The 22071-nt window shown below is 62.5% G+C and carries 17 protein-coding genes; 9 read left to right on the top strand and 8 right to left on the bottom strand.

Going from position 1 to position 22071, the window contains the following annotated elements; all coding sequences use genetic code 11:
• Positions 1–31 precede the first annotated feature (31 nt).
• Together WDB91_RS01250 and WDB91_RS01255 are read left to right on the top strand one after the other, a co-directional pair.
• Positions 32–1933 carry a TIM barrel protein gene (locus tag WDB91_RS01250; protein WP_339113358.1) on the top strand — a complete coding sequence of 634 codons (1902 nt, stop codon included), beginning with the start codon at positions 32–34 and terminating at the stop codon, positions 1931–1933.
• Between the two features lie 124 nt (positions 1934–2057).
• Entirely contained in the window at positions 2058–3206 is a 1149-nt protein-coding gene (locus WDB91_RS01255; protein ID WP_339113359.1) for a PLP-dependent transferase, read from the top strand.
• Here WDB91_RS01255 and WDB91_RS01260 read toward each other — a convergent pair whose 3' ends face one another.
• Positions 3207–3455, bottom strand: a complete 249-nt coding sequence (locus WDB91_RS01260) for a hypothetical protein (protein WP_339113360.1) — start codon at positions 3453–3455, stop codon at positions 3207–3209.
• A gap of 398 nt (positions 3456–3853) precedes the next feature.
• Between WDB91_RS01260 and WDB91_RS01265 the strand changes: the two genes are divergently transcribed.
• From WDB91_RS01265 to WDB91_RS01295, 7 genes are all read left to right on the top strand, one after another.
• On the top strand, positions 3854–5221 hold the full coding sequence (locus WDB91_RS01265; RefSeq protein WP_339113361.1) for a CmpA/NrtA family ABC transporter substrate-binding protein: 1368 nt from the start codon (positions 3854–3856) through the stop codon (positions 5219–5221).
• A gap of 84 nt (positions 5222–5305) precedes the next feature.
• Positions 5306–6397 carry an ABC transporter permease gene (locus WDB91_RS01270; RefSeq protein WP_339113362.1) on the top strand — a complete coding sequence of 364 codons (1092 nt, stop codon included), beginning with the start codon at positions 5306–5308 and terminating at the stop codon, positions 6395–6397.
• Positions 6398–6402: 5 nt separating this feature from the next.
• Entirely contained in the window at positions 6403–8076 is a 1674-nt protein-coding gene (locus WDB91_RS01275) for an ABC transporter ATP-binding protein (protein ID WP_339113363.1), read from the top strand.
• Between the two features lie 6 nt (positions 8077–8082).
• Positions 8083–9321: an FAD-dependent oxidoreductase gene (locus WDB91_RS01280; protein WP_339113364.1), complete on the top strand. Its 1239-nt coding sequence runs from the start codon at positions 8083–8085 to the stop codon at positions 9319–9321.
• A gap of 26 nt (positions 9322–9347) precedes the next feature.
• The gene (locus WDB91_RS01285) at positions 9348–11993 is read left to right on the top strand and encodes a molybdopterin-dependent oxidoreductase (RefSeq protein ID WP_339113365.1); all 2646 of its coding nucleotides are present in this window, start codon (positions 9348–9350) and stop codon (positions 11991–11993) included.
• Positions 11994–12096: 103 nt separating this feature from the next.
• Entirely contained in the window at positions 12097–12681 is a 585-nt protein-coding gene (locus tag WDB91_RS01290) for an ANTAR domain-containing protein (protein ID WP_339114424.1), read from the top strand.
• Positions 12678–13844, top strand: a complete 1167-nt coding sequence (locus WDB91_RS01295; protein ID WP_339113366.1) for an ABC transporter substrate-binding protein — start codon at positions 12678–12680, stop codon at positions 13842–13844. Before WDB91_RS01290 ends, WDB91_RS01295 begins: the two co-directional genes overlap by 4 nt.
• A gap of 103 nt (positions 13845–13947) precedes the next feature.
• Here WDB91_RS01295 and cynS read toward each other — a convergent pair whose 3' ends face one another.
• The 7 genes from cynS to WDB91_RS01330 all read right to left on the bottom strand — a co-directional run bounded on the left by cynS (position 13948) and on the right by WDB91_RS01330 (position 22038).
• Entirely contained in the window at positions 13948–14412 is a 465-nt protein-coding gene (gene cynS / locus WDB91_RS01300) for a cyanase (RefSeq protein ID WP_339113367.1), read from the bottom strand.
• Positions 14413–14433: 21 nt separating this feature from the next.
• Positions 14434–16104, bottom strand: coding sequence for a bifunctional protein-serine/threonine kinase/phosphatase (locus tag WDB91_RS01305; RefSeq protein ID WP_339113368.1), 1671 nt, complete (start codon positions 16102–16104; stop codon positions 14434–14436).
• 60 nt (positions 16105–16164) lie between these two features.
• Positions 16165–17016, bottom strand: coding sequence for a formate/nitrite transporter family protein (locus WDB91_RS01310; protein ID WP_339113369.1), 852 nt, complete (start codon positions 17014–17016; stop codon positions 16165–16167).
• 31 nt (positions 17017–17047) lie between these two features.
• Positions 17048–17374, bottom strand: a complete 327-nt coding sequence (gene nirD, locus WDB91_RS01315; protein ID WP_339113370.1) for a nitrite reductase small subunit NirD — start codon at positions 17372–17374, stop codon at positions 17048–17050.
• Complete coding sequence (nirB, locus tag WDB91_RS01320; protein WP_339113371.1) at positions 17371–19815, bottom strand: nitrite reductase large subunit NirB; 2445 nt, start codon at positions 19813–19815, stop codon at positions 17371–17373. Before nirB ends, nirD begins: the two co-directional genes overlap by 4 nt.
• A gap of 404 nt (positions 19816–20219) precedes the next feature.
• Positions 20220–21107, bottom strand: coding sequence for a uroporphyrinogen-III C-methyltransferase (gene cobA / locus WDB91_RS01325; RefSeq protein ID WP_339113372.1), 888 nt, complete (start codon positions 21105–21107; stop codon positions 20220–20222).
• 208 nt (positions 21108–21315) lie between these two features.
• On the bottom strand, positions 21316–22038 hold the full coding sequence (locus WDB91_RS01330) for an SURF1 family protein (protein WP_339113373.1): 723 nt from the start codon (positions 22036–22038) through the stop codon (positions 21316–21318).
• Positions 22039–22071: the final 33 nt, after the last annotated feature.

Here is a 22071-nt window from a genome sequence, read left to right on the forward strand (position 1 = left end):
CTCTACGCCTCAAATTCCTCTGGAGTTATTCATGAAGACCTCGATTGCGACCGTTTCGATCTCCGGCTCTCTCACCGAAAAGCTGTCGGCCATCGCCGAAGCGGGTTATTCCGGCATCGAGATCTTCGAACAGGATTTTCTCGCATTTGACGGTGGTCCGAAAGAAGTGGGCCGGATGATCCGCGACAAAGGTCTCGAGATCACGCTGTTCCAACCCTTCCGCGATTTCGAATGTCTGCCCGAGCCCGAACGCTCCAAGGCCTTCGACCGCGCCAAACGCAAATTCGAACTGATGCGCGAGCTGGGCACCGATCTGGTGCTCTTCTGCTCGTCCTGCCATCCGCGCAGTCTGGGCGGCATCGACCGCGCCGCCGATGATTTTGCCGAGCTGGGCGTGATCGCGAAGGATATGGGCGTGCGCGTGGGCTATGAGGCGCTGGCATGGGGCCGTCATGTGAACGACCACCGTGACGCATGGGAAATCGTGCGCCGCGCGAACCATGACAATATCGGCCTGATCCTCGACAGCTTCCACACGCTGGGCCGCGGCATCGACCCCGAGAGCATCCGCTCCATCCCCGGCGACAAGATCTTCTTCGTGCAGCTGGCGGATGCGCCGAAAATCGATATGGACCTGCTGTATTGGTCGCGCCATTTCCGCAATATGCCGGGCGAAGGCGATCTGGAGGTCGAACGCTTCATGCGCGCGGTCGCGGCCACCGGCTATTCGGGGGCTGTCAGCCTCGAGATCTTCAACGACCAGTTCCGTGGCGGCAATCCCCGCACCATCGCCCGCGATGGCTACCGCTCACTGGTGGCGCTAATGGATGATGTCCGCCGCGCCGAACCCGATGTGGCGCTGGCGCCTGCGCTCGAGCCTGTGCCGATGCCGCCGCGTGTGCCCACCAAGGGCTTCGCCTTTGTCGAATTTGCCGCCCAAGGCGAGGCGCGCGATGATCTGGCCAAACTGCTGGGCACCCTTGGTTTCACCCGCATGGCCAAGCATCGCAACAAGGCGCTCGATCTGTGGCAGCTGGGAGATGTGCGCATCGTAATCAATGCCGAGACCGAGGGGCATGCCGGCAAGGCGTGGGTCGCCAATGGCACCTGTGTCTGTGATATCGGTCTGAAGGTCGGCTCTGCCGCCGATGCAGTGGCCCGCGCCACCGCACTCGGCGCGCATACATTCGAGCAGCCTATCGCTCCGGGCGAGATCCTTTTGCCCGCAATCCGCGGCCTCGGTGGTTCCGTCGTGCATTTCATCGGCGACGAGGAAGGCCATGACCGCGTCTGGGATGTCGAGTTCGAGCCGATCGCAGGGGCAAAGCCCGCGGCCCTCGGCGTGACCCGCATCGACCACCTCGCCCAGACCATGTCCTATGACGAGATGCTCAGCTGGACGCTGTTCTACTCGACGCTCTTCGACATGCAGAAATCGCCGATGGTGGATGTGATCGACCCCGACGGGCTGGTGCGCAGCCAGATTGTCGAGGCCCCCGATGGCGCGCTGCGGCTCACGTTGAACGGCGCCGAGACCCAGCGCACGCTGGCAGGCGAGTTCCTTGCCCGCAGCTTCGGTGCTTCGGTCCAGCACATCGCCTTCGAGACCGAAGACCTCTTCGCGCTCGCCGACGATCTGGCCGCGCGCGGTTTCGAGGCGCTGCCTATGTCGCCCAACTACTATGCCGATCTTGCGGCCCGTTTCGATTTCCAGCCCGAGCTGCTGGAGCGTATGAAGGCCGCCAATATCCTCTATGACCGCGACGAACGGGGCGAGTTCTTCCAGATCTTCTCCAAGCAGATGGCCGGCGGGGTGTTCTTCGAACTCGTCCAGCGCGCCACCGGCTATCGCGGCTTCGGGGGCCCGAATGCTCCGTTCCGCATTGCCGCCCAGAAACGTCTGGGCCGTATCAAGGGCATGCCCGAACGCTAAGACCTTTCCTCCCGGAAAGCGGCCCCGCCTTCTTCCTCCTCAGTCTCGGGCGGGGCCGACATGGAGAGGCTTGACGATTGTCCGGCGTCAGGGCTTGGTGTGGGGTCTAACCAATGAGGCCCCTATGCGCGACGCAACCCGCACCGTCCACCATCCCGCGATTGATGACAGCGGCTATGCCTCGCTCAGCCCTGCCACACAGCGCGCATCGACCATCGTCTTCGAGACCGCGCAGGACTATACCAACCGCACAAAGCGCGATCTGGATGGCTATTCCTACGGGTTGCACGGCACCCCCACCCAGCGCATCCTGCAGGCGCAGCTGGCTGCGCTGGAGGGGGCTGGGTATTGCGCGATCCTGCCCTCGGGACAGGCGGCGATTGCCGTGGTGTTTCTGGCCTGCCTGCAACCGGGCGATCATGTGCTTATCGCCGAGGCCGCCTATCCGCCCGTGGCGGGCCTGTGCCGTAATTTTCTGGCGCCGCGCGGGGTGACATGGTCCAGCTATCCGCCACGCATCGGTGCGGGGATCGCCGCCCATATCCGCCCCGAGACAAGGTTGATCTGGATGGAGAGCCCCGGCTCGACGACGATGGAACTGGAAGACATTCCCGCGATCACAGCGGTGGCCCGCGCGAAGGGAATCCAGACCGGCATCGACAATACATGGGCCACGCCCCTGCTCTTCAAACCGCTGGCGCATGGGGTGGATTTCTCGATGCAGGCGCTGACCAAATATGCGGGCGGGCATTCCGACCTGCTGATGGGGTCGGTGACGGTACGCGAACGTGCCCAATATCAGGCCCTGCGCGATGTGATGCGAATGCTGGGCTATCATACCGCGCCCGATGCGGTCTCGCTGGTGCTGCGCGGGCTGGAGACGATGGCGGTGCGGCTCGCACATGCGGGCCGTGTGGCAACCGAACTGGCGCGCGAGATCGAAAGCAGCCATGATTATCCGGTGCTCTGCCCTGCCCTCCCCTCGCATCCCGACCACGCCCTCTGGGCGCGCGATTTCCGCGCTGGATCAGGGCTGTTCTCGGTGGTGCTGACCGCGGAGCAGGCAGCTCACCTTCCCCGTGCACTCGATACGCTGGAGGTTTTCGCGATCGGCGCCTCTTGGGGCGGCACGCGCAGCCTGATCGCACCGATGAGCGTCGACGGGCGCACTCCTCCCGACCCACGGCTCTATCTGCGGCTGTCGATCGGCATGGAGGACCCTGCCGATCTGCGCGAGGATCTGGTGCGGTTCTTTGCGGCGCTGGCGCCCTGATCAGCCGTCGCAGGCGCAGCCCGCTCCTTTATGGCACTGTTTGGAACGGCTGATACAGCTATTCCCGCAGGCCTTACCAGCATGACACGTCTTGCAGCAGGCGGCATAGACCTCCCCCTTGTGCCCGCCGAAGACCTCCAGCCGGTCGAGGAAGGTTTTTGCCGCAGCCGAAGGCACTGGCAGGGAGGCCTCCTGCGCGGCCCCCACAAACGGAATCACACACATTGCCAGAACGATCGAGAACCGCATTTTACCCTATCCATTCGTCGAAACAGCAACCGAGCTATGTCGTGGCACCGTCCGAAAAGGAAGCAGGCCCATCAAATTCGACAGGATTTTTCTCCGCACGCCATTTGCAAAGCGCCATTTTTTTGAACGATTGGTGTCGATCTGCATGAAAATCTGATCTGTATGGCGATTTTTTAGAAAATTCGTTCCTAGCTGCTCAGATTTCCTCCCCGCGCAGCCCGCGAATCTGTCACAAAGAACGTGTCGCCCGGCAATGGCGCCGCGACACAGAATTTCGTCCCGCTGACTGGGACTATGAGCAAAGCCGCTCGATGATACTGGCCCGAAACATGGCCTGGTCATCGGCGGCTTTTTTTATTTTTCGGCTTTGCTGCATGGCAGCCCGCAAAGGAAGTGACATGAAGAAAATTCTCCTCGGCCTCGCCGCCAGCACCCTTCTTGCAAGCCCGACTTTTGCAGAAATGCTGGATCTCGAAAAAGACCAGCTGACCTTCGGCTTCATCAAGCTGACCGATATGGCACCGCTCGCCGTGGCCTATGAAAAGGGCTATTTCGATGATGAGGGCCTCTTTGTCACCCTTGAGGCGCAGGCCAACTGGAAAGTGCTGCTGGATGGCGTGATCTCCGGCACGCTCGACGGGGCGCATATGCTGGCGGGCCAGCCGATCGCCGCGACCATCGGCTATGGCACCAAAGCCCATATCGTCACCCCCTTCTCGATGGATCTCAACGGCAACGGCATCACCGTCTCGAACGAGGTCTGGAACGAGATGAAGGCCAATCTGCCGAAAGACGCGGATGGCAAGATCAAGCACCCGATCTCCGCCGAGGCGCTCAAGCCGGTGGTTGAAAAATACAAAGCCGCAGGCAAGCCCTTCAACATGGGCATGGTCTTCCCCGTCTCGACCCATAACTACGAGCTGCGCTACTGGCTGGCGGCTGGTGGCCTGAACCCGGGCTATTACTCGCCCGAAGACGTGAAGGGCCAGATCGACGCGGATGTCTTCCTGTCCGTTACCCCGCCGCCGCAAATGCCCGCGACCCTCGAGGCAGGCACCATCTCGGGCTATTGCGTGGGCGAGCCGTGGAACCAGCAGGCGGTGTTCAAGGGCATCGGCGTGCCGGTCGTTACCGATTACGAGATCTGGAAGAACAACCCCGAGAAGGTCTTCGGCCTGACCGCCGAGTTCATCGACCAGAACCCCAACACGACGATCGCCATCACCAAGGCGCTGATCCGCGCCGCGATCTGGCTCGACGAGAACGACAACGCCAACCGTCCCGAGGCCGTGGAAATCCTCTCGCGCCCCGAATATGTCGGCGCCGATGCAGAGGTCATCGCCAACTCGATGACCGGCACCTTCGAGTATGAGAAGGGCGACAAGCGCGACGTCCCCGATTTCAACACCTTCTTCCGCCACAACGCGACCTATCCCTTCTATTCGGACGCGGTATGGTATCTGACGCAGATGCGCCGCTGGGGCCAGATCCCCGAAGCCCATCCCGACACCTGGTATGACGAGGTCGCGAAATCGGTCTACAAGCCCGAGATCTACCTGAAAGCCGCCCGTATGCTGGTCGAGGAAGGCAAAGCCAGCGAGGCCGACTTCCCCTGGGATAGCGACGGCTACAAGGCGCCGACCCCTGCTGCGGATGTCATCGACGGCATCGGCTATGACGGCAAACAGCCCAACGCCTATATCGACAGCCTGCCCATCGGCCTGAAAGACGCACAGACCGTCGAAGGCGCCGAAGTCAAAGGCTAAGCGCACCGTCCGGCGGCCAGCCCGCCGGACATTCCCCCCATTCCTCCGGCATCCAGACGCCATATCGCCCCAAAGGATCCGATCATGACCGCCATCGACCCGCAATCGCTTGAAACGACCGATACCAAGGCCCGCGAAGAACGCCGCGCCCGCATGTTCACCCGCATCAACCGCGCCGATGGCTGGTTCAAGGTGCTGGGTCTGGCCTGGATCACCCCGATCCTGAAAATCATGGCAGGCGACAACCCCCGCACCCAGGGGCGCGAGATCTGGAAGCTTCTGGGCGTGCCGGTTCTGGCCATCGTGGCCTTCCTCGTGGCTTGGGGCACGCTGGCGCCCAAAGTGCAGACCTCGCTCGGTGCGATCCCCGGCCCTGTGGCCGTCTGGGGCGAGGCTGTGGCGCTGAATGACGACGCCATCGCCAAGGCCGAGAAACGCGACAGCCATTACGCGCGCGTCGAGGCCCGCAACGAGAAACTGATTGCGGCCGGCAAGGCCGATCAGGTCAGGGACATCCCCTATACCGGCGCGCCCTCCTATTACGACCAGATCTGGACCTCGATCAAAACCGTGTTCTTCGGCTTCCTGATCGGCTCGGCCATCGCCATTCCGCTGGGCATCTTCGCCGGCCTCTCGCCCTATGCCAATGCGGCCATCAACCCGCTGGTGCAGATCTTCAAGCCGGTCTCGCCGCTGGCATGGCTGCCGATTGTGACCATGGTCGTCTCGGCGCTCTATGCCACCAATGACGGGCTGTTTGCGAAATCCTTCCTCGTGTCGGCCATCACCGTGACGCTCTGCTCGCTCTGGCCCACGCTGATCAACACGGCTCTCGGTGTGGCCTCCATCGACAAGGACCTGATCTCGGTCTCCAAGGTTCTGAAAATGAACACCTATACCAAGATCACCAAGCTGGTTCTGCCCTCCGCCCTGCCGCTGATCTTCACCGGTCTACGTCTGTCCCTGGGTGTGGGCTGGATGGTGCTGATCGCCGCCGAGATGCTGGCGCAGAACCCCGGTCTTGGCAAATTCGTCTGGGACGAGTTCCAGAACGGCTCCTCGCAATCGCTGGCCCGGATCATCGTCGCAGTTCTCACCATCGGCATCATCGGCTTCCTGCTTGATCGCGTGATGTTCGCTCTGCAGTCGCTCTTCACCTTCTCGAACAACCGGTGAGCGCCATGGGTATCATTGACTTCCAGAACGTCTCGAAAAGCCATGGCGACGGCACCAACGCCACCCATGTCCTGCGCAATATCAACCTGAGTGTCGAAGAGGGCGAGTTCCTCGTGCTCCTCGGCTTCTCCGGCACCGGCAAGACCACCCTGATCAATCTGATGGCGGGGCTTGATACGCCCACCCGCGGTCAGGTCACCTTCCGCGGCCAGAAAATCACCGGCCCTGGCCCCGAGCGTGGCGTGATCTTCCAGAACTACTCGCTGATGCCCTGGCTGACGGTGGATGGCAATGTGCGCCTTGCGGTGGATGCTGTCTTCCCGAACCTGACGCAGGACCAGAAAAAGGCCAAGGTCGACCATTTCATCAAGATGGTGGGGCTCTCGCATGCCAAAACCCGCCGCCCTGCCGAGCTGTCGGGGGGCATGCGCCAGCGGGTGAACGTGGCCCGTGCGCTCGCCATGAACCCCGAGGTGCTGCTTCTTGACGAGCCGCTCTCGGCGCTTGATGCGCTGACCCGCGCCAATCTGGCCGACGAGATCGAACAGATCTGGGATGCCGACAAGAAGACCTGCGTGCTGATCACCAATGATGTGGACGAGGCAATCCTTCTGGCCGACCGGATCATCGCGCTCAATCCCGATGGCACTTTGGGCGAGGAATTCCGCGTCGAGATCCCGCGTCCGCGTGACCGGACCGAGATGAACCATGACGAAGGCTTCCATGCCCTGCGCGCGCGCGTCACCAAATATCTGATGGATGCGGGGATCGAGGCTGCGGCTGCCGGCACCCGCAGCCTGCCCAATGTCACCCCGATTCACGCGCTGCCCAAAGCCTATGAAGAGGCAGGCCGCAGCCTGAATGACGAGAAATACCTGCAATTCTCGCAGCTCCACAAAATCTACCCCACACCGAAAGGCCCGCTGACCGTGGTCGAGGATTTCAATCTCGATGTGCAGAAGGGCGAGTTCATCAGCCTCATCGGCCATTCGGGCTGCGGCAAATCCACCGTGCTGACGATGTGCGCGGGGCTCAACGGCATCTCGAAGGGCGCGATCAAGCTCGACGGTATCCATGTCGAGGGCGCCGACCCCGAGCGTGCAGTGGTATTCCAGTCGCCCAACCTCTTCCCCTGGCTGACCGCCAAGGAGAACGTGGCGATCGGTGTGGACAAGGTCTATCCCAATGCCAGCCGCGCCGAGCGTCAGGATGTGGTGGAATATTATCTCGAGCGCGTGGGCCTCGCCGATGCGATGGACAAATCCGCCTCCGATATGTCGAACGGCATGAAGCAGCGTGTGGGGATTGCGCGCGCCTTCGCCCTCTCGCCCAAGCTGCTGCTGCTCGATGAGCCCTTCGGTATGCTCGACAGCCTCACCCGCTGGGAGCTGCAGGAGGTGCTGATGGAGGTCTGGTCGCGCACCAAGGTCACTGCGATCTGCGTCACCCATGATGTGGACGAGGCGATCCTGCTGGCCGACCGCGTGGTGATGATGACCAATGGCCCGCAGGCGACCATCGGCAAGATCACCGATGTGAAACTGCCGCGCCCGCGCACCCGCAAGGCGCTGCTCGATCACCGCGACTACTATCACTACCGTCAGGAAGTGCTCGATTTCCTCGAGGAATACGAGCATGGCGCAAAGCCCAAGCGCCCCGCAAAGATCGCGGCGGAGTAAGGGCCGATGAAGACGCGTCTGGTCGTTATCGGTGCGGGAATGGCCTCGGGACGGATGCTGGAGCATCTGGTGAACACCGCCCCTGACGCCTTCGAGATTACCCTGTTCAACGCGGAAGACCGCGGCAATTACAACCGGCTGATGCTCTCCCCCGTTCTGGCGGGCGAGAAAACCTACGAAGAGATCGTGACCCATGATGCCGAGTGGTATGCGCGCCACGGGATCACCCCCCGCTTCGGCGAGCGTGTCACCTCGATCGACCGCACGTCGAAGACTGTCATGGGCGAGCACGGCCCAGTGCCCTATGACAGGCTGGTGATCGCGACGGGGTCCAACCCCTTCGTGATCACCATGCCCGGCCATGATCTCCCCGGCGTCATCTCGTGGCGTGACTGGGACGATACGCAAGTCATGATCGGCCAGAAAAAAGGCACCCGCGCCATTGTCATCGGTGGCGGAGTGCTGGGGCTGGAAGCTGCGGCCGGAATGGCCGCGCGGGGTATGGATGTGACCGTGATCCATATTGCAGGCCATCTGATGGAGCGCCAGCTCGACCCGGCAGCGGGGGCAATGCTGGCCCGCACGCTGGAGGCGCGGGGTCTGAAGATCCGCTGCAATACGGCCTCGGAAGAGATCGTGGCAGGCCCCGATGGCCGCGTGGCGGGGCTGCGTCTCAAGGATGGCACCCTCCTGCCCTGTGATCTGCTGGTGATGGCGGTGGGCATCCGCCCCGCTACGGCGCTGGCGCAGGCCGCAGGGCTCGCGGTCGGCCGCGGGATCACCGTGGATGACCATCTGCGCAGCTCGGATCCGAGCATTTTCGCGCTTGGCGAATGTATCGAGCTGAATGGTGCGCTATTCGGGCTGGTCGCGCCTCTTTACGATCAGGCCGAGGTTCTGGCCGCCAATCTGATGGGCGGCGATACACGCTACATCCCGAAAGAGACCTCGACCAAGCTGAAGGTCACCGGGTGCGATCTCTTCTCGGCGGGCTGTTTTGCCGATGGGCCGGACCGCGAGGAAATCCTGCTCAGCGCGCCGGAAGACGGGATCTACAAGCGCCTCGTCATCGCGGGCGAGAAACTCGTCGGCGCGGTGATATATGGCGATACCGAACATGGCGGTTTCTATTACGGACTGATCCGTGACGGGGCCGATATATCGGATCTGCGCGAAGCGCTGATCTTCGGGCCGGTTTCGGCCAATGCCACAGCCCAGCCAAGCCGGTGCTCGCTCGCCGGTTAAGCCCCTCCTTAAGAAGGATCAAGGTCATGAAAGACACCCATCTGTCCCTGAATGACACCCCTTGGACCCGCTCGACCTGCGCCTATTGCGGCGTGGGCTGCGGCGTGCTGTTGCGCAATACGGCCCTCGGCCTCGAGGTGAAGGGCGATCCCGACCATCCGGCCAATAAGGGGCGGCTGTGCTCCAAGGGCTCGGCGCTTGCCGAGACGGTCGGGCTCGAGGGCCGCTTGCTCGCGCCCGAGATCCATGGCCGCCCCGCCGACTGGGATAAGGCGCTGGATCTGGTGGCGACCCGTTTCAAGGAGACCATCGCCGCACATGGGCCGGATTCGGTGGCCTTCTATGTCTCGGGGCAGCTCCTGACCGAGGATTATTACCTTGTGAACAAACTCGCCAAGGGCTTTATCGGCACCGCCAATATCGACACGAATTCAAGGCTCTGCATGGCCTCAACCGTGGCGGGTCATAAACGCGCCTTCGGCACCGATACCGTGCCCGGCACCTATGACGACCTGGAAGAGGCCGATCTGATCGTGCTGACGGGCTCGAACCTCGCCTGGTGCCATCCGGTCCTCTACCAGCGCATCATGGCCGCCAAAGCCGCGCGCCCCGAGATGAAGATCATCGTGATCGACCCGCGCCGCACCGCGAGCTGCGATCAGGCCGAACTGCATCTGGCGCTCAAGCCCGGCACCGATGTGGCGCTCTTCAACTCGCTTCTCGCCGAGATCGCCCGGCGCGGAGCGGTCGACCCCAAATTCGAGCCCCATATCGCCGGGCTCGACGAGGCGGTGGGCAATGCCGAGATGGACGACCCCGCCGTCACCGGCCTTTCGCCCGAGGAAATCGCGCGTTTCCATGATCTGTGGATCGGCACACAGAAGGTGGTCACCATCTTCAGCCAGGGCGTGAACCAGTCCTCGGCGGGCGCCGATAAAGTGAATGCGATCCTCAACTGCCATCTGGCCACGGGCCGTATCGGCCTGCCGGGTTGTGGCCCGTTCTCCGTCACGGGCCAACCCAATGCGATGGGCGGGCGCGAGGTGGGCGGGCTTGCCAATATGCTCGCCTGCCATCTGGATCTGGAGAATGCCGACCATCGCGCGGCGGTGCGCAGCTTCTGGGATGCGCCCGAAATGCCGGTCGCGGCAGGTCTGAAGGCCGTAGATATGTTCCGCGCGATCGGCGAGGGCAAGATCAAGGCGGTCTGGATCATCCATACCAATCCGGTGGTCTCGATGCCCGATGCCGACCGCGTGGCCGAGGCGCTGAAAGGCTGTGACTTTGTGGTCGTGTCCGATGTGACCCGTGCCACCGATACCGCGCGTCTGGCACATGTGCTTCTGCCCGCCGCCGGCTGGGGCGAAAAGAACGGCACCGTCACCAATTCGGACCGCACGATCTCGCGCCAGCGCCCTGCCCTGCCGATCCCCGGCGAGGCCCGCGAGGACTGGCGTCAGATCGCCGAAGTGGGCCGGCGAATGGGTTGGCCCCGCGCTTTCGATTACGAGCACCCAGCCGAAATCTTCCGCGAATATGCCGCGCTCTCGCATGTGGCCGCCCGCTTTGGCCGCGATTTCGATATCTCCGGCTTCGAGAGCCTTTCCCAAAGCGATTACGACGCGCTCGAACCCACCCGCTGGCCGGTGAGTGCCACCCGTCAGGGCGGCCGCTTCTTTGCCGATGGCACGTTCTTCACCCCCGATGGCCGCGCCCGTGCTTTGGCCGTGACCTATCGCGCACCGGCTGCGAAAACCGAGAAACGCTATCCACTGCGGCTCAATACGGGCCGTATCCGCGACCAGTGGCATACGATGACACGCACCGGCAAGACCGCGCGGCTCTCGGCGCATCTGGGCGAACCCTTTGTGGAGATCCACCCCGAGGACGCCGCGGCCAAGGGCATCAAACCGGCTGATCTGGTGCGGCTGACCTCGCCCACCGGTCAGGGCATCTTCCGTGCGCTGATCACCGAGGCCACCCGCAAGGGCGATGTCTTTGCGCCGATCCACTGGACGGGCGAGACCGCGCCCTCGGCCCGTGTGGATGCGCTGGTGGCCTCGGTCACCGACCCCGTCTCGGGCCAACCCGAAAGCAAGGCCGCCGTGGTCCGGGCCGATCGGTTCGAGGCGGACTGGTATGGTTTCGCGATCTCGCAGAAACCGATGCGCGCAGAGTGCGACTATCAGGCCTATGCGCCCACACAGGCAGGTTATCGCGCCGAACTCGCCGGATCGCGCCGCCCCGCCGATTGGGAAGCATGGGCGCGCGCGCTGTTCGGGCTGCCCGAGGGTCCGGTCCAGATCCTGCGCGACGAGGCGCGTGGCATGATCCGTATGGCCTTCCATCAGAATGGCGTGCTGCAAGCGGCGCTCTTTGTCTCGCGCGAGCCGGTGGCGGTCATGCGCGATTATCTGACCACCCTGCCCGGCCAATCCGCCCCGCAGGCACTCTCGGGCCGCGCCCCCGAAGACCGTCCCGATCCGGGTCCGATCATCTGTGCCTGCTTCAATGTCGGCATGAACACGATCCTCGAGGCGATCACCTCGCAAAATCTGATGAGCGTCGAGGCGATCGGGGCCGCGCTGCAGGCCGGCACCAATTGCGGGTCGTGCCGCTCCGAGCTGGCAGGGCTGCTCGCAAAAGCCGAAATCCCCAAGCTAAGAGCCTGAAACGCCTCTTATTTCACCAGTAATACCGGCGGGTTTCCGAACCCGCCCGCAGTTTTTCCACGCAGTTCTTGCGCCTATGCCGAAACTGGCACAGATTGCCTTCATGAAAGCCGAGCTCTCCATTCTTCTGGTCGAATCCGACCGCGATCGCGCGATGCAGATCGTCGATCTTCTCTCGCAGGACACGTCCGTGAAAATCGCGGTCATCTCCGAATCCGCGGGGCTTGCGCGCCATATTGCGGAGCGTAATCCCGATGTGGTGCTGATCAACCTCTCGAGCCCCTCGCGCGATATTCTCGAGGATCTCGCAGCGACCTCCGGCCCGCTGGAGCGCCCCGTTGCGATATTTGTCGACAAATCCGACGATAGCCTGACGCGCGCCGCCATCGAGGCGGGCGTTTCGGCCTATGTGGTCGACGGGCTACAGGCGCATCGCGTGCGCCCCGTGCTCGATGCGGCGATCACGCGGTTCAATATGTTCAATCGCATGCGGACCGAACTGGAGACCACCAAGCGCGCGCTCGAGGAGCGCAAGCTGATCGACCGCGCCAAGGGTATCCTGATGAAGGCGCGCGGCATCTCGGAGGACGAGGCCTATGCCCTCCTGCGCAAAACGGCGATGGATCGCGGGCGCAAGGTCTCCGAAGTGGCCGAGGCGCTGGTGACGACGGCGGGGCTTCTGGCATGATACAGACCATTAAGGCGGGATTCTTGCCGCTGACCGATGCCGCACCGCTGATCGTCGCCCGCGAGATGGGGTTTGCCGCGGAGGAAGGGCTCGATCTGGATCTCGTAAAACTGCCCTCTTGGTCGGTGATGCGCGACTATCTGATGCTGGGGCTGATCGACACCGCCCACCTTCTGTCACCGGTGCCGGTGGCCAAGGCGCTGGGGCTCAGTGGGCCCGAAGGCCGGATCGAGGCGATTGCCGCGATGAATACCGGCGGCAATGTGATCGGCGTGAGCAATGTTATCGCCGAACAGATGCGGGCGGGCGGCCATGGTTTCGATTTCCGCGATGCGCGCATGGCGGGCGAGGCCCTTCTGGCACTCGGTAAGCCTTTGCGCGTGGGTGTGCCCTTCCCCTTCTCCATGCATGCCGAGCTTCTCTATTACTGGCTCGAGAGCTGCGGGCTAAGCGATCCTGCGATGCTCGCGGTCAATACCGTGCCGCCGCCATTGATGGCCGATGCGCTGGCCGCAGGCGAGATCGACGCGTTCTGCGTGGGCGAGCCATGGGGCTCGCTGTCGGTGGAGAATGGCGTCGGAACGCTTCTGCTGCCCACTAGCGCCATCCGGCGATCGGCCATCGAAAAGGTGCTGGCCGTGCGCGGGGGCTGGGCCGACGACAACCCCGAGTTGTCGGGCAAGCTGTTGCGCGCGCTCTGGCGGGCGGGCACATGGCTCGACCGTCCGCGCAAACGCGCTACCGCCGCCGAGATTATGGCGCGCCCCGATTACCTAGATCTGCCCGTCAACCTGATCGAACGTGGGCTCAACGGCAGCTTCTTCATCTCGGGCGGGGGCGAGATCCGGCAGGATCCGCATTTCCTGACATTCCAGGAGGGGGCCGTGGGCTTCCCGTGGCGCTCGCAGGCGGGCTGGATCGCGATGCGGATCGCACGGCGCATGGGGCTGGACGAGGCGGAGGCCATCAGGACCGGCAAGGCCTGTTTCCGCACCGATATCTATCGCCGCCACCTGCGCGATCTGGGGGCGGATCTGCCCGGCGCATCGGAAAAGCTCGAAGGCGCGATCTCGCAACCCACCGCCGTCCCCTCCGAGAGGGGCCGCGTAATTCTGTCGCCCGACCATTTCTTCGACGGGCAGGTCTTCGACCCCGAACCTTGAAGCCAGACCCTGAGCCAGAGACAGAAAAATGCCCGGAGCTTGCTCCGGGCCCAGTCAGAGGTAAACTCTCGGGAAATCTGGCCGGATGGGTCCGGCAGGTGGCTCACCAGCAGTTATATTGCAGGTATTTTCCCGACATCTCGATCCTTACACGGTCGCCTTTCTCGCTCGGAACCCTGTCGATCTTCATATCGAAGTCGATGGCCGACATGATGCCATCGCCGAATTTCTCGTGGATAAGCGCCTTCACCGTCGGGCCATAGACGCCCACGATTTCATAGAGCCGGTAGATGCAGGGGTCGGTCGGAACGGCCTGATCCCAGATCTTGGTGGGGCTTTCGGTCAGCGCATCAATGGCCTCGGCTGGCAGGTCCAGAAGCGCCATCAGCTCACGCGCCTTGGGCTCGGGGAAAGCATTCATGCCCATCGCCGCCGAATGGGTCCAGACGGGTGACATGGAAATCGCCTCGGCGATGCCTTCCCAGGTCAAACCCTTGCGCTTCTTGGCCTGCAAGATCAGCGCGGTCGCGTCTTCCTTGGTCAGGCTCTCGGTCATCAGATCTTTCATCTCACTCTCCCTGATTGGCCGTCATCGGACGGCAAGATAAAGGCAGAGAAGCGCCAGAACGGCACTGACCCCCTGCCAGAACAGAACCGGATTGCGTTCCATCAGTGGTCGATGCGCTCCGGACCGCCATGCCGGATTCGGGCGCTCCATATCCACGAGGAACTCGGTCAGCGCGTCGTAGCGGCGGCTCGGATCGGGGTGGAGCGCGCGGGCCAACGCCTGATCCACCCATGCTGGCACACCGCTCTCGTCATCGCGGGCCGAGGCATAGCGTAACGCCGCCTGATCCTTGCGCGAGCGGATGCGGGCCACTTGTGCGCCATAAGGCAGACGGCCCGTCAGCATTTCATAAGCGATCACCCCGATCGCATATTGATCCGACCGCCAGCTGACCTGATCGCCCGAGAGATATTCGGGCGCGGTATATTGATAGGTGCCCGCCTGAGGCCCCAAGCCGCCAGCGGCCGTGCGCTCGACCCCCGTCACCGCGACGGAGCCGAGATCGATGACCTTCACGGTGCCCTCGGTATCGATCATGATATTCTCGGGACGTAGGTCCTGATGGATCATGTTGCGCCGGTGTAGCGCCCGCACACCCTGCACGATCTGGCGTAAAAGCGCGCGCACCTGTGCCAGTTCGGGATGTGGATTGTCTGTCATCCATTGCCGGAGGCTCTGCCCCTCGACCCATTCGGAGATGGTGAACAGATGCTGGCGCGGACGCGGCTCCGGCACGCGCAGCACATGGTCCGAGCGCACCCTGCGCGCGGCCCATTCCTCGGCCAGAAAACCGGTGCGGAAGGTCGCGTCCTCGGCCATCTCGGCGCTCGGGATCTTCAGTGCGACCCGTGCGCCCTCCGGCGTTTCGGCCAGATAGATATGGCTGCGCGCAGTGGATTGCACCTGCCGGATGATCCGGTAGCCCTCGAGCATCTCCCCCGCCCGCGGCAAGGATGGCAGAACCAGATCCTGCGGCAGGGGCGTATCGGCCTCGGGCAGGCTATCAACGCGCAGGACCTGAACTGTCAGATTGTCGGTGCTGCCTGCCACAAGCGCCTGATCGACCAGCATCTGCGCAATCTCTTGGGGATCTTGGAGCGCAAGCGAGACGTCCTGCGCCTCGGGCGACAGATGCTCGTGCACGCCGTCGGTGGTCAGCACCAACAGCTCCCCCTCCGCCACCGGCAATGCAACATATCCCGCCTCCGCTCTGGCACCGATCCCCAAGGCCCGATCAAGCGAACGCCCCGTCTTGTGGTCACGCGTGAGCGGCATAAGGCGCCCGTTTTCCACACGCGAGATCCGGCTATCGCCCAGATGCAGGCAATGCGCGATGCGGTCTTTCACCACCAGTGCCGCGAATGTCGTAACATGGCCGCGCTCGATATCGGCAAGGGCCGCGTTCTGCCCCCAGAGGGCTGCATTGATCGCCGAGATGACACCACGCGCGGCGGTCTCCACCGGCCATGACGAAGGCGTGGCGTAATAATCGTTGAGAAAAGAGGTCACGGCGAACTCCGCCGCCTCCGCTCCCAGAGTGGAGGTCGAGATCCCATCGGCCAGCACGAGGCTGATCCCGTGGCCCGCCAGATCGCTCAGCATGGCGCCGGCACGGTCCTGATTTTCGGGCTTCACACCCGCAACGGACAGCTGGCCCAGAGTGACCTTGAGAGAGGCGCGCATCGGTTTCATGGAGATCTCCGGAAAGCGGAAGGCCCCACCTTTGCGGCGGGGCCTCTGGTAGCGGCGGGATTACTCGGCGGCGACGCCGGTCGCGTCGCCATTGCGCGAGATGGTCGCGTTGCGCTTGGGCGATTCCTTGAAGTGGGTCATGTAGATCATGCCACCCACAAAGGTCAGACCGCCCACGAGGTTCCCCAGAACAACCGGGATCTCGTTATAGAGCAGGTAGTCGGCCCAGGTGAACTGGCCACCCAGCATGATCCCCGACGGGAACAGGAACATGTTGACGATCGAATGCTCGAAACCGAGGTAGAAGAACACGAGGATCGGCATCCACATCGCCATGATCTTGCCCGAGACCGAGTTCGACATCATTGCGGCCACCACACCGGTCGAGACCATCCAGTTGCACAGCACGGCGCGGACGAAAACGGTCAGCATACCCGCTCCACCGGCTGCGGCATAGCCCAGCGTCCGTGCCTCACCGATCTGGCCGATCTTCTGGCCCACGGCATTGGGTTCTGCCGAGAAGCCCATGGTGAAGACAATCGCCATCAGCACGGCAGTGGTCATGGCACCGGCGAAATTGCCGACAAAGACCAGACCCCAGTTGCGCAGCACCCCGCCCCAAGTGCAACCCGGACGCTTGGCCAGCACTGCCAAGGGCGCAAGGGTGAACACGCCGGTCAGCAAGTCAAAGCCCAGCAGGTAAAGCATGCAAAAGCCCACGGGGAAGAGAAGCGCGCCCACGAGCGGCTGTCCGGTATTGACGGTGATGGTCACGGCAAAGGCCGCCGCGAGCGCCAGAATGGCCCCTGCCATATAGGCACGGATCAGCGTGTCCTTGGTGGACATGAAGATCTTGCCTTCACCGGCATCGACCATCTTGGCCGCGAATTCCTTGGGTTGGATATACGACATGATATGAGATCCCTGTTTTATGATTGGTCGTTCAGACGCCGAGATAGATGGTTTCGCCATCCAGCTTGACGGGGAAGGTAGCAGTCTGGCCATGATCGGCGCCTTGGGCGGCGCCGGTTTCAAGCGAGATCACCCAATTGCAGATCGGGCAAGTGACGAGGCCGTCATGCACGATCCCCTGGCTGAGCGGCCCGTTATCATTGGGGCAGCGGTCTTCGAGTGCAAAGAGCCGGTCATCATTGAGACGGAATACGGCAATGCTGGTATCGCCCTTGATGACGCAGCGTGCGCCAAGGCGGGGGATTGCGCTGAGGGGGCCGATGGCCACCCAAGTGAGGCTGGTAGCGGTGGCGTTCATTCTGCGGCCTCCAGTTTGATTTCTGCCATCGGTTCGATCTCGGACGCGCCTTTTCCGGCGACAAATTCGGCCCAAGGATCGATCTGTGCGAATTGCTGCGAGTAGACGAAGCGGTCGTAATAGGCGCGGCGTTGCTCGGGGTCGTTGACCAGAACGTCCTGAATATGGTCATAGCCAAGACGGTTGGCCCATTTATAGATCCGCTCCAGATAGAAGCCCGTCTCGCGATACCATTGCGTCAACGCGCCGGTATATTCGATGACCTCTTCCTCGGTCGCCACATTCACCAGCTTGGTGGTGCCTTGGATATGCAGGCCCGCCGCGCCGCCATAGACGATCTCGTAGCCGCTATCGACGCAGATCACCCCGATATCCTTGCAAGTCGCCTCGGCGCAGTTGCGCGGGCAGCCGGTGACCGCCAGTTTCAGCTTGGCCGGAGACCATGCGCCCCAGAGGAACTTCTCGAGCTTGATGCCGAGCCCGGTGCTGTCTTGCGTGCCAAAGCGGCACCAGTCCTTGCCCACACAGGTTTTGACAGTGCGCAGACCCTTGGCATATGCGGCCCCCGAGACCATGCCCGCCTTGTTCAGATCAGCCCAGACGGGGATCAGGTCTTCTTTCTTCACGCCTAGCAGGTCGATCCGCTGGCCGCCGGTCACCTTGACGGTGGGGATGTTGTATTTATCGGCCACATCGGCAATCGCGCGCAGCTCGTCAGGCGTGGTCATGCCACCAAACATCCGCGGAACCACCGAATAGGTGCCATCCTTCTGGATATTGGCATGCAGACGCTCGTTGACGAAGCGCGAGCGCTGGTCATCCTCATATTCGCCCGGCCATTCCGACAGCAGATAGTAGTTGATCGCGGGGCGGCATTTGGCACAGCCTTCCGAAGTCTTCCACTCGAGCGTCTGATAGACGGCCTGGATGGATTTCAGACCGGCCTTCTTGATGGTGGCGCGGACGATCTCGTGGCCATGCTCGGTGCAAGAGCAGACGGGCTCGACCGCTTTCTGGACGAAGCTCTCGCCCAGCACGGATTTCATGACACAGGCCACAAGGTTCGAGCAGCTACCGCAGGATGCCGAAGCCTTGGTATGGGCGCGCACATCGGCCAGCGTCGTCAGACCCTGCTCGTTGATCGCCTTGACGATGGTGCCCTTGGAGATCCCGTTACAGCCGCAGATCTCGGCATCATCAGACATCGTCGCCGCAGCCTCGACCGGGTCGAAATTGCCGCCGCCCTGATGGGCTTGGCCGAAGATGATAGTCTGGCGCATATCCTCGATACAGGCGCCGGATTTCAGCATCTCGTTATACCAGCCACCATCGGCCACATCGCCATAAAGCACCGCGCCGACGATCTTGTTCTCCTGCACGATCAGGCGCTTGTAGGAGCCACGCGCCGCGTCGCGCAGCACGATCTCCTCATAGCCCTCGCCGAACTGGCCGACCGAATAGAGGTCGCAGCCGGTCACCTTCAGCTTGGTGGGCGTGTCGACATGTTTAAAGCCCGCAATCGGTGCGCCTGCCAGATCGGCAGCGGCGATCTTGGCCATGTCATAGAGCGGCGCGACAAGGCCGTAGACCATACCGCCCACTTCGACACATTCACCGACCGAGTAGATCGACGCATCCGAAGTGCGCATCTGCGCATCGGTGACGATGCCGCGATTGACCTCGAGCCCCGCCTCTTTCGCAAGGCCGGTATTGGGGCGGATGCCCACGGCCATGACCACCAGATCGGCGTCCAGAATGGTGCCGTCTTCCAACTCGACACCTTCCACACGCTCGGAGCCGAGGATCTGCTTGGTATTGGCCTTGCAGCGCACCTCGATGCCGCGCGCCTCGAGCGCCTGTTGCAGCAGGTGGCCCGCCGCCGGATCGAGCTGGCGCTCCATCAGCGAGGGCATGATATGCAGGACGGTTACGTCCATGCCGCGGTTCTTCAGACCGGCCGCAGCCTCAAGGCCCAGAAGACCACCGCCGATCACCACGGCACGGCCACCACGCGCGGCTGCCGCGATCATGTTCTGCGTATCATCAAGGTCGCGGTAAGCCAGCACGCCCTCCAGTTGATGGCCCGGAACCGGAATGATGAACGGGTTGGAGCCGGTGGCGATGACCAGCTTGTCGTAATGCACGACACGGTCTTTGGCCGAAGTGACGGTTTTCGCGTCACGGTCGATCCCGATGATGCGCTCGCCCATATGGAGCGTGACACCATGCGAGGCATACCAGTCCTCGCTATGGATGATGATATCTTCATAGCTCTTATCGCCGGCAAGCACGGGCGAGAGCATGATACGGTCATAATTGACGCGCGGCTCGGCGTTGAAGATGGTTACATCATACAGGTCCGGCGCAGTCTCGAACAGATGTTCGAGCATCCGGCCCGGAGCCATACCATTTCCGACGATGACGAGTTTCTGCTTGGTCATAACGAACCCCTAATGGCATGCGACACGATGGTCGCGGCGAGTGAGTTCGGGAGTGAAGCTGCATAGACGGGCAGGCATCATCCCGCATTCTGAAGAAGATCAGTGCGAAATGCAGCGCCATTGCCGCAGGCCCCTAGGGGCGTTTTCGGAAGAGCCGCGCCATTGCGGCAGATGGCCTTAATCAGGCCTTAAACTCAGCATTATCGCGGAATGACGATTCCACAAACCATTTTGAAGGACGTTCCGTAAAAATCTGGCAGCGCCCATGAGATATTGAAAAACTTGCCCCAAACTAAGCAACAAGCTGCATAATTGACAAAATAAACAGCACATTAAAAATACACCCAAAAGAAAACCGGGCGCGAGCCCGGTTTCCATCCGTCCCAAGCAATGCGTCACGCGCATTATTCGACCGCTTGCAAGCCCGCCTGCGCCGGTATTTCACATGCCGCCATCGTCTTGGGGTAGCGGATGAAGATCACAGCAGGGCTATGAAGATCCTGCGCCTCGATCTCCTGCGTCAGCGTGCCAAGCGTCATCTGCCCCTTGCGCTCATGCGGCGTGCTGACCGAAGCTACAACGTCGATCTCGCATTCGGGCGGCACACCGGCCTCCAGAAGATCGCGCTGGATCTCTCCTGCCCGCTCGACCGCCATATAGAAGGCCATCGAGGTGCCGGGACGGGCAAAACGGGTCCGGTCGGAGGGCGCGTCGCCGGGGCGGCAGGTGCCGGTCGTCAGAACGAATGTATCGGTTAGCCCGCGCGAGGTGAGCGGACGCGTCAGACTCGCAGCCGCCGCCGAGGCCGCCGTGATCCCGGGGATAATCTCGACCGGAATATCGGCTGCACGGGCGGCAGCGATCTCTTCGCAGGCCCGACCGAAAATCGACGGGTCGCCGGATTTCAGCCGCACCACGCGCCGACCTTTCAGAGCCTCCTCCACGATCAGCGCGTCGATCTTGTCTTGCGGCCAGGCGCAGGCGCCCACCGCCTTGCCAACATAGACAGTCTCGATCCCGCTTGGGATCAGGTCGAGGATTTCGTCCGAGATCAACCGGTCATAGAGCACGACATCCGCTCGCCGGATATGATCCACAGCCCGTAGAGTCAGCAGGTCGGCGGCTCCCGGCCCCGCCCCCACAAGCGAGATATGTCCGCGTCGCGGTGCCTCTTGATCCTGCCCTGCGGCAAGCGATCGCCCGCTACTGGCCCGGACCGGCGCATCGACCAGACCCAGACCGATGCCGAACCAGCGCATGCGGTCGCGAAGAGCAATAGGAAGACCCATCATCGTCATGTTCCTCAAAACAAAAAAGCCGCCAGACCTCACCGCATATGCAGGGGGTCAGGCAGCTTCGCCCGGAATCCTAGAAAGTCGACGCGACGTCGTTGCCGCATGGTTCCTATTACCAGAGTTTGTTCACAGCGCGCAATATTCCGGCTGGGGCGGAGGGCGGCTTTTCAGAAAACCTGCCCCGCATTGCACATTATTGCGGCACTCAGCCGCGCTTCTTCAGCTCTTGCCGCAGCACGACGACCCAGCCCACAAGGCTGAGTGCCGCCATAGCAAACCATGTGATGGCGTAGCTCAGATGAGAATTGCGGAATTTCACCACCGTCTGGCCCCCGCGCGGGAAACCCTCGGGATCGGTCAGATCCTGATCGATGAAATAGGGAGCCGCGTTTTCGAGCCCCTTGGTTTTGGTGATCGAAGCGATATCACGGCGATACCAGACGCCATCCTCAGGACGGTCCTTCTGGCTGAAGAGATAGCCGTGATCCTCGGTGATCCGCAGCAGGCCGGTGATGTGCTGCTTGCCCTCGGGCGCCACACGGCTGTCGGGAGATTTCTTCTCCTCCGAGACCACGCCACGGTTGATCATCACGATCGTGCCGTCATCGCGCTTGAGCGGCGTCAGCACCCAGTAGCCCGGTCCGAACATTGAGGGCGTGTAGATCAGCACCTCGTCCTCGTTCATGAAAGTGCCATCCACCTCGACATGGCGGTATTCATCTCCCTCGCGGGTGATCCCCGCCCAGTCCGCGGGGCCGGGCGCCGGCACCGGCTCTGCCGCCACCCGCGCATCGACCCGCGCGATGAGATCGAGCTTCCAATGTAGCCTATGCACCTGCCAGATGCCGAGCGACATGAAAAGCGCGACGAAAGCGGCAGCCAGAACGGTTGCGATGCCCAAACGGACCCAGCGGATTTCGGTAGTCATAGGAGGTCTCCGGATTGCTAGAGAGAAGCAGAT

Source organism: Thioclava sp. GXIMD2076 (genome assembly GCF_037949795.1).
GTDB lineage: Bacteria > Pseudomonadota > Alphaproteobacteria > Rhodobacterales > Rhodobacteraceae > Thioclava > Thioclava kandeliae.

What these genes read in the sequence shown, in the direction of transcription:
- nirD (WP_339113370.1), bottom strand. Translation starts at nt 17,374, where the DNA reads ATGAACGCCACCGCTACCAGCCTCACTTGGGTGGCCATCGGCCCCCTC.
- WDB91_RS01275 (WP_339113363.1), top strand. Translation starts at nt 6,403, where the DNA reads ATGGGTATCATTGACTTCCAGAACGTCTCGAAAAGCCATGGCGACGGC.
- WDB91_RS01260 (WP_339113360.1), bottom strand. Translation starts at nt 3,455, where the DNA reads ATGCGGTTCTCGATCGTTCTGGCAATGTGTGTGATTCCGTTTGTGGGG.
- WDB91_RS01295 (WP_339113366.1), top strand. Translation starts at nt 12,678, where the DNA reads ATGATACAGACCATTAAGGCGGGATTCTTGCCGCTGACCGATGCCGCA.
- WDB91_RS01310 (WP_339113369.1), bottom strand. Translation starts at nt 17,016, where the DNA reads ATGTCGTATATCCAACCCAAGGAATTCGCGGCCAAGATGGTCGATGCC.
- WDB91_RS01255 (WP_339113359.1), top strand. Translation starts at nt 2,058, where the DNA reads ATGCGCGACGCAACCCGCACCGTCCACCATCCCGCGATTGATGACAGC.
- WDB91_RS01250 (WP_339113358.1), top strand. Translation starts at nt 32, where the DNA reads ATGAAGACCTCGATTGCGACCGTTTCGATCTCCGGCTCTCTCACCGAA.
- WDB91_RS01270 (WP_339113362.1), top strand. Translation starts at nt 5,306, where the DNA reads ATGACCGCCATCGACCCGCAATCGCTTGAAACGACCGATACCAAGGCC.
- cobA (WP_339113372.1), bottom strand. Translation starts at nt 21,107, where the DNA reads ATGATGGGTCTTCCTATTGCTCTTCGCGACCGCATGCGCTGGTTCGGC.
- WDB91_RS01265 (WP_339113361.1), top strand. Translation starts at nt 3,854, where the DNA reads ATGAAGAAAATTCTCCTCGGCCTCGCCGCCAGCACCCTTCTTGCAAGC.
- WDB91_RS01290 (WP_339114424.1), top strand. Translation starts at nt 12,097, where the DNA reads ATGAAAGCCGAGCTCTCCATTCTTCTGGTCGAATCCGACCGCGATCGC.
- WDB91_RS01330 (WP_339113373.1), bottom strand. Translation starts at nt 22,038, where the DNA reads ATGACTACCGAAATCCGCTGGGTCCGTTTGGGCATCGCAACCGTTCTG.
- WDB91_RS01285 (WP_339113365.1), top strand. Translation starts at nt 9,348, where the DNA reads ATGAAAGACACCCATCTGTCCCTGAATGACACCCCTTGGACCCGCTCG.
- WDB91_RS01305 (WP_339113368.1), bottom strand. Translation starts at nt 16,104, where the DNA reads ATGAAACCGATGCGCGCCTCTCTCAAGGTCACTCTGGGCCAGCTGTCC.
- cynS (WP_339113367.1), bottom strand. Translation starts at nt 14,412, where the DNA reads ATGAAAGATCTGATGACCGAGAGCCTGACCAAGGAAGACGCGACCGCG.
- nirB (WP_339113371.1), bottom strand. Translation starts at nt 19,815, where the DNA reads ATGACCAAGCAGAAACTCGTCATCGTCGGAAATGGTATGGCTCCGGGC.
- WDB91_RS01280 (WP_339113364.1), top strand. Translation starts at nt 8,083, where the DNA reads ATGAAGACGCGTCTGGTCGTTATCGGTGCGGGAATGGCCTCGGGACGG.